7 protein-coding genes are annotated in these 6819 nt (G+C 64.9%); 6 read left to right on the forward strand and 1 reads right to left on the reverse strand.

The genetic code is table 11. From position 1 onward, the window contains the following. Window positions 1–7: 7 nt before the first annotated feature. From ACLEJP_RS23230 to tadA, 6 genes are all read left to right on the forward strand, one after another. A complete protein-coding gene (locus ACLEJP_RS23230; protein WP_440810311.1) occupies window positions 8–454 on the forward strand; it encodes a hypothetical protein in 447 nt (148 codons plus the stop codon). Then, a complete protein-coding gene (locus ACLEJP_RS23235) occupies window positions 451–1116 on the forward strand; it encodes a hypothetical protein (RefSeq protein ID WP_440810313.1) in 666 nt (221 codons plus the stop codon). The genes ACLEJP_RS23230 and ACLEJP_RS23235 overlap by 4 nt, the downstream gene beginning before the upstream one ends. Continuing rightward, window positions 1109–1774, forward strand: a complete 666-nt coding sequence (locus tag ACLEJP_RS23240; RefSeq protein WP_440810315.1) for a hypothetical protein — start codon at window positions 1109–1111, stop codon at window positions 1772–1774. Before ACLEJP_RS23235 ends, ACLEJP_RS23240 begins: the two co-directional genes overlap by 8 nt. 58 nt (window positions 1775–1832) lie before the next feature. After that, window positions 1833–3278, forward strand: a complete 1446-nt coding sequence (locus ACLEJP_RS23245; RefSeq protein WP_440810317.1) for a M48 family metallopeptidase — start codon at window positions 1833–1835, stop codon at window positions 3276–3278. Between the two features lie 89 nt (window positions 3279–3367). Continuing rightward, a complete protein-coding gene (locus ACLEJP_RS23250; RefSeq protein ID WP_440810319.1) occupies window positions 3368–4750 on the forward strand; it encodes a multicopper oxidase family protein in 1383 nt (460 codons plus the stop codon). Continuing rightward, entirely contained in the window at window positions 4750–5229 is a 480-nt protein-coding gene (gene tadA, locus ACLEJP_RS23255; RefSeq protein WP_170028477.1) for a tRNA adenosine(34) deaminase TadA, read from the forward strand. The genes ACLEJP_RS23250 and tadA overlap by 1 nt, the downstream gene beginning before the upstream one ends. A gap of 11 nt (window positions 5230–5240) precedes the next feature. Here the strand turns inward: tadA and mltF are convergent, their stop codons facing one another. Next, entirely contained in the window at window positions 5241–6698 is a 1458-nt protein-coding gene (gene mltF, locus ACLEJP_RS23260; protein WP_440810321.1) for a membrane-bound lytic murein transglycosylase MltF, read from the reverse strand. Window positions 6699–6819: the final 121 nt, after the last annotated feature.

Genomic DNA, 6819 nt, shown 5'->3' on the forward strand with positions numbered 1-6819 from the left:
AAAAAACATGCTCGCTTATCGCAAATTTGCAGCCCTGCTGGTGGCTTCGCTCACCCTGTGGCTGGGCCAGGCTCACGCTGAACAACGGCCGCAAGTGGCCGACCAGGTGGTGGCTTACACGGGCGCGCAAGGGGCCAAGGTATGGACGCTGCGCATTGGTGAACGCGCCGCCAACGAGGCGCTGGTGCAGGTTGAAGGCGTCGACCATGACTGGAACCTGCGCATTCAGAAAATGCAGGTGGAGAAGACCAGCCGGGATACCCGTTATTCCACCACCGTGGATGGCAAGAAATTCGTCGTCCTGATCGTCCAGGGCAGCTGGGGTGGCGAACTCTACCTGCCGGGCGAGGCGCAAGCGCTGCAAGTCGGCTATTCGCAAGAGCTGTCGCAGCAGGGTAATGCGCAGGCATTCCTTACCGATTACCTGGCGGCACAGAACCAGGAGGGGCAATGACCATGGGCGAATTCACCGACCCGATGTCTGACCTGTCCGGTTCGCTCGGCCAGGACTACGAGCATACCCGTGCCGCCCAGCGCGACCGGGTGATTGCCGAGCTCAAGCAGGTGATCGAGCGCGTGCCCGAGCAGAGCGAGTTCACCAACTCCCGGCGTTACCGGGTCTGGGGGCCGATACTGTTGCTGGGGTCATTGGTTATCACCGCCATCACCTTCAACCCGGAGCGCTTGGGGGCGGTGGCAGCGGGTGTCTTCATCACCCTGATTGCGGCAGCGGTGACTTGGCAGCACCGCAATGCCGGCACCCAGGTATTCATGCGCCTGACCCGCCGGCAGTTGTTCGTCGATACCCTGGATGCGCCGGTAGACCTGGCCGAAGTGGAGGATATTTCGGTCAAGGATGAAGGGCTGGTCACCGTGCAGACGCTGGAGATGAGCAGCGAAACCGTCCTGCCGAAGCATCATGTGGTGAAACTGCAGTTCTTCGGCAACCAGGCCATGGTGCTGAAAAAACCGCGCCCGCAGATCCGCATCATGTCCGCCGGCCTGGCCAGCAACGGGCGCAAGCTGGACAACGAGGAAGTGCTGGCGGTGCTGGCAGCCTACCGCGATGCGGCGCATGCACAACGGCAACTGGAATTGCTGCAGGCTGATGGATAACGACGAACGCGAAGCCCACCTGGCGTACCTGCAAGCGCAGGCTGACGGCCCCAGCGCCAGCTTCGAACTGCTGGAGCACTCGCTCGGCAAGGCGCTGGCCTGCGCCGTGATTGGCCTGTTGCTCGGCGGACTGGGGGTATGGCTGGTCGCCCTGGCGGTACAGTTCAGTGCCAATGCCAGCCGCGCTGCCATCTGGCTGATGGCGGGTGTCGGCCTTGGCCTGGCCGGCGCCGCGGTGGTGGCGCTGACCGGCGCCGCCTTGCTATACCGCCGGCATGGCAAGCGGGTGCTTGGCGTGACGCCCGATACGCTGTGCTTTGCCAACGCGCAGGCACCGACACCCCTGCATGACTTTGACGGCTTCGAGGTCGAGCAGGGCTATTTCACCACCCGGCTGATCTTTACCGTGTCGGCGTTCAGCCGCGCGCCAGCCCTGGCGCCGGCCTGTTTCAAGGCCCTGGCCTCACCTGACGCGGTGGCCTTCGCGGGCGGCTTGCGGGTCAGGCTGTGGCTGTGCACGCCCGTCGTGGGCGGGCGCCGCCTGAGCCTGCAGCAATGGGTGGATCTGCTTTATGCCTATGTGCAAGCGGCCCAGGCCAGGCGTAGCTTGGCGCAACTGTTTCCGGGCGTGGCGCGCCTGGGCGAAACGGCCAGATGAGCTGGGTCTGGACCCACGGCGCTGGCTGGCGATGAGGCGCCTTGGTTGGGGCTTGGCCATGCTGTTGCTGCCGCTGGCGTTGTTCGGCTGGAGTCATGTGCAGTACTGGCGCGCCGATTCGGCGCAGGAGCAGGCGCGGGTCATACGCCAATGGTTGGCTGCACCCAGCGATGCCTTGCTGCAAAGCCTGCCTTGGGCCGCGCGCAAGCAGCTCAACGGGCGGCTCGACAGGCGAGAGGCGCTGCAGGCGCAATTGGCCGTGCTCGACGCCGACCGTTACTGGCTGGGCCTGCGCAAGGGCACGGCCAGCCTCGGCGGCTGGTTGGCGCTGGGGGCTTTGTTTACCGGTGTCGGCGCCTGGCTCCGGCTGAGGGTCGACGCTTGGCGGGCGCTGCGCTCGGCGCATTACCTGCACGACCGCATGAGCGCCAGCTGGTTGGTGCTGGGCCGCTGGCTGAGTGCCTACCTGGTGCTCCTGGCGGGCTCGCTGAGCCTGTCATTGCTCTATGAGACCAGTTTCGGGCTGAGCCATATGGCGCAAGGCGGCCTGACCGTTCTGATCGTGGTGCTGCCGCTGACGTCTGTGCTCCTCGTCTGCATGCGCACCCTCTGGCGATTGCGCCAGCAGTGGCCGGGTATGGGCGCGCCAAGTGCGAGCTTCCTTGGTCGGCAGCTCCACCGGCAGGCGGCGCCGGCGCTGTGGCACTGGGTCGAAGGCCTGGCTGCGCAACTGCATGCACCCGTGCCCGACCATATCGTGGTCGGGCTTGATCAAGGCTTTTTCGTTACCGCCGTGCCCGTGGTGCTGCAACCCAGCGGCAGCCAGCTCAGCGGGCGGACCCTGTATCTGCCGCTGCCTTGCCTGGCGGCCATGAGCCAGGTGGAGGCGGCCGCGCTGATCGGCCATGAGCTGGGCCATTTCCGCCGCCGTGACACCGAGCGGGGCAGCGAAATCTGCGCACGGTTCAGCCTGATGTGCGCACACTATCAGGCCATGCTCGGCGCCGACAGCGCTCCGCCTTGGGCTGTGCGCCCGGTCCTGTGGATGGCCGGGCAGTTCCTGCACCACTTCCAGGTCGCGGTGCACCATTGGGGGCGGGCGCAGGAATTGCTGGCCGACCGGGCGGGTGCCGAGGTTGCTGGGCCGAAGCTGTTCATCCAGGCGCTGCTGCGGGCGATTGCCTTGGGCCGGGTGATCGATGGGTTACTGCAGGCGCGCGGTGGCGAAGGCCTGCCGCAGGCGTTGGCTTTGCACTTGCAACGCACCCCGTTGCAACTGGGTGAAGAGGCGCTGGCGCTGACCATTACCCATCCGTTCGATACCCACCCCGACACCGCCACGCGCTTGCAGAACCTGAACGTCCTGCTCGACCCGCAATTGCTGCAGGCGGCCTTGCGCACGCCGTCCAGCGCTGACCAGCGCTGGTTCAACGAGCTTTGCCTGGCCCCTGACGGCAGTGCCGATGGCAAGGCTGCGGGCGGGGTTGCCAGAGACTTCACTTAATCTTTCCCATTTGCAGGTGTATCGTATTCGCCCTTCATCGCCAGCCATGCTGGCAGCTTGATTGCGCAGAACATGAGGTACCCGCACCGATGTCCTTCACCCGTCGACAAATGCTCAAGGGCCTGACCGGCCTGGTTGTGGTTGGCCTGGGCGCCGGTGGCGCGGCGCGTTACTGGCTGGGCCGGGTCGAGGACGACAATGCCGGGCATGATTACGAACTGATTGCCGCACCGCTGGACGTCGAGCTGGTACCGGGGTTCAAGACCGAGGCCTGGGCGTTCGGCCCCTCGGCCCCAGGCACCGAGTTGCGCGTGCGCCAGGGTACCTGGCTGCGGGTGCGCTTCATCAACCATCTGCCGGTGGAAACCACCATCCATTGGCACGGCATCCGCCTGCCGCTGGAAATGGACGGTGTGCCTTATGTGTCGCAGCTGCCGGTCAAGCCGGGCGAGTACTTCGACTACCAGTTCCGCGTGCCGGATGCCGGCAGCTACTGGTACCACCCGCATGTCAGCAGCTCGGAGGAGCTGGGCCGCGGCCTGGTCGGCCCGCTGATCGTCGAGGAGCGCGAACCGACCGGGTTTCGCCATGAACGCACGCTGAGCCTGAAAAACTGGCATGTGGACGAGCAGGGCGCCTGGCTGCCGTTCAGCATTCCCCGCGAGGCCGCGCGCAACGGCACCGCCGGGCGGCTGATCACCATCAATGGCCAGGCCGATTCGGTCACCGAGCTGCCGGCCGGGCAAGTGGTGCGGGTGCGCCTGTTGAACCTGGACAACACCTGGACCTACCGCATCAACCTCAAGGGCAATTGCGAGGCGATGATCTATGCCCTGGACGGCAACCCGGTGACGCCTCGGCCGCTGGACGACGATTACTGGCTTGGCCCGGGCATGCGCATCTGCCTGGCCATCCGCATTCCCCAGGCGGGCGAGGAAATTTCCCTGCGGGACGGCTTTGTCCGCCTGGGCACGTTGCGCTCGCTGCCCAGCAACGAAGCAGCAGGCGACTGGCCGCCAGCACTGCCGCCCAACCCGATTGCCGAACCGGACCTGGAGAACGCCGAAAAGCTCAACTTCAATTTCGAATGGGCGGCGAAGGTTTCTGTCAGCGCAGACCAGGACAAGCCTTCGAGCATGTGGCAGATCAATGGCCAGGCCTGGGACATCACCGACAAGACCTGCGCCGACCGGCCGATCGCCACGTTGAAGAAGGGCAAGAGCTACATCTTCGAGCTGAAGAACATGACCCAGTACCAGCACCCGATCCACCTGCATGGCATGAGTTTCAAGGTAATTTCCTCGAACCGCCACGACATCAAGGAGCCGTGGTTCACCGACACCTACCTGCTGGGCCGGAACGAGCGCGCCCAGGTGGCACTGGTAGCGGATAACCCGGGTACCTGGATGTTCCACTGCCACGTCATCGACCACATGGAAACCGGCCTGATGGCCGCGATCGCGGTGGTCTGATGCGCCCGCAGATCATCGATCGCAGCCGCGATCAAGAATTCATGCGCCTGGCCCTGGCCCTGGCCGCCGAGGGCGCGGCCCTGGGCGAAGTGCCGGTGGGCGCGGTGCTGGTGCAGCATGGCCAGGTCATCGGCCAGGGTTTCAACCGGCCGATCATCGACAGTGACCCCAGCGCGCATGCCGAAATGGTGGCGATCCGGGCGGCGGCCAGGTCGGCCAGCAACTACCGCCTGCCTGGCAGCACCCTGTACGTGACCCTGGAACCGTGCAGCATGTGTGCAGGGCTGATCGTGCATTCACGGGTCATGCGGGTGGTGTACGGGGCGCTGGAACCCAAGGCGGGGATCGTGCAGAGCCAGGGGCAGTTCTTCGGCCAGGGCTTCCTGAACCATCGGGTAATGGTGGAGGGCGGGGTGCTGGCCGAGGAGTGCGGGCAGATCCTGACGGAGTTCTTCAGGGCACGCCGTGCCAAGGGTTGACCTGTGCCGGCCTACATTGGCGGCGACTGTTCCGCCGGCTTGTCCTTGTTCACCCCGGGCACATGCAGGTTGCCTTCGGCCACCTGGCCTTCGAGCTGCGGCTGGGTCACCCAGGTGAGGATGTCGTAGTAACGGCGGATGTTGGCCACGAAATGCACCGGTTCGCCGCCGCGGGCGTAGCCGTACTTGGTTTGCCGATACCACTGCTTCTGCGACAGGCGCGGCAGCATCTTCTTCACATCCAGCCACTTGTTCGGGTTGAGCTTCTCGCGCTTGGCCAGGGTGCGGGCGTCTTCCAGGTGGCCGGTGCCGACGTTGTAGGCGGCCAGGGCGAACCAGGTGCGGTCCGGTTCCTGGATGCTGTCGTCGAGCTCTTCCTTGATCTTCATGAAGTACTTGGCGCCGCCCTGGATGCTCTGTTTCGGGTCCAGGCGGTTGGACACGCCCATTGCCTGGGCGGTGCGCTGGGTCAGCATCATCAGGCCGCGCACGCCGGTCTTGGAAGTGACTTCCGGCTGCCACATCGACTCCTGGTAACCGATGGCCGCCAGCAGGCGCCAGTCGACCTGCTCGACCTTGGCGTAGCTCTTGAAGTGCTTCTCGTACTTGGGCAGACGCTGCTGCAGGTGCTGGGCAAAGGTGTAGGCGCCGACATAGCCGAGTACGTCCACATGCCCGTAGTAGCGGTCCTTCAGGCGTTGCAGGGTGCCGTTCTTCTGCGCCTTGTCGAGGAAGTCGTTGACCTCGTTGAGCAGGCTGTTGTCCTCGCCTGCGGCCACCGCCCAGCGCTGGTCGCGGGTGTCGCCCAGGTCGAAGGCTACCCGCACGTTGGGGAAGTACACCTGGTTCATTGCCAGCTCGTTGGAGTCGACCAGGGTCAGGTCGATCTGCCCTTCGTCGACCATGCGCAACAGGTCGACCACCTCGACGGCGTCGGATTCTTCGTATTCCAGGCCCGGGTACTGTTTTTTCAGGTCGGCCAGTTGGTCGGCATGGCTGCTGCCCTTGAGCACCATGATCTTCTTGCCGACCAGGCCCTTGGCATCGGTGGGGCGGGGGCGGCCGTTGCGGTAGATGACCTGGGGCGTGACTTCCAGGTAGGGATGGGAATATTTCACCTGGGTTTGGCGCCGTTCGCTGCTGACCAGGCCGGCCGCCGCCAGCACCGGGCCGGAGGGCTTGCCGAGGGCGTCGTACAACTCGTCGAGGTTGTCGGCGGTCTCGATCTGCAGCTTCACGCCGAGATCGTCGGCGAAATGCTGGACCAGCTCGTACTCGAAGCCGGTTTCGCCGTTGCGGTCCTGGAAGTAGGTAGCCGGGCTGTTGCGGGTGATCACGCGCAGCACGCCATCCTCCTTCACGCGCTCGAGGGTGCTGGGTTTTTCAACGCAGGCACCGAGCAGCAGAAAGAGTCCGGTTGCGAAAAGCCATCTGGCGCAACGCTGGCGCAAAGCAGTGTGGGCGAACATAGGTTGCAGTATACGCAAAGGACTGGCACAGCCATATCTCGACAACGGTTAGCTTGTCTGGTAGCGGGTTGTGTGGTTGGAGGGGATCGCGTCAAGGCCGCCAGGCGCTCGCCTCGACGCA

It is taken from the genome of Pseudomonas sp. SMV7 (genome assembly GCF_052041995.1).
Classification (GTDB): domain Bacteria; phylum Pseudomonadota; class Gammaproteobacteria; order Pseudomonadales; family Pseudomonadaceae; genus Aquipseudomonas.